This is a genomic window from Flavobacterium stagni (assembly GCF_004122105.1).
GTDB classification, from domain to species: Bacteria; Bacteroidota; Bacteroidia; order Flavobacteriales; family Flavobacteriaceae; genus Flavobacterium; species Flavobacterium stagni.
Genome location: NZ_SBKN01000024.1, coordinates 1 through 354 on the forward strand (window position 1 = coordinate 1; position 354 = coordinate 354).

Genomic DNA, 354 nt, shown 5'->3' on the forward strand with positions numbered 1-354 from the left:
ATTATACCTTGAGTTTCTACGAAGATGCAGCACTCACGCAGTTGATTGCTAATCCAAACGGTTACTTAAATACGAGCAACCCACAAACGTTGTATGTGGTAGCGACCAACAGTACGACAGGTTGTCGTTCGGTAGCGGGAACATTCAATATCTTGGTGAATCCCAAGCCACAAGCTGACGTACCGTCTATTCCGTTTGAAACCTGTGATACCGACGGAACAAACGATGGGCAGTTTGCCTATGACTTGACTCCACTGGTGGCGATTGCTTTGGGGACACAACCTAGTACCGATTTTACGGTAAGTTTCTACAACACCCAATTGGATGCACAGAATGAAACCAATGCCATCACTG

General features: G+C 46.0%; 1 protein-coding gene. It reads left to right on the forward strand.

Annotated elements, in window-relative coordinates; translation table 11 throughout:
- The coding region (locus EQG61_RS13820; protein ID WP_206733897.1) for a hypothetical protein at nt 1–354 on the forward strand (354 nt) is incomplete at both ends.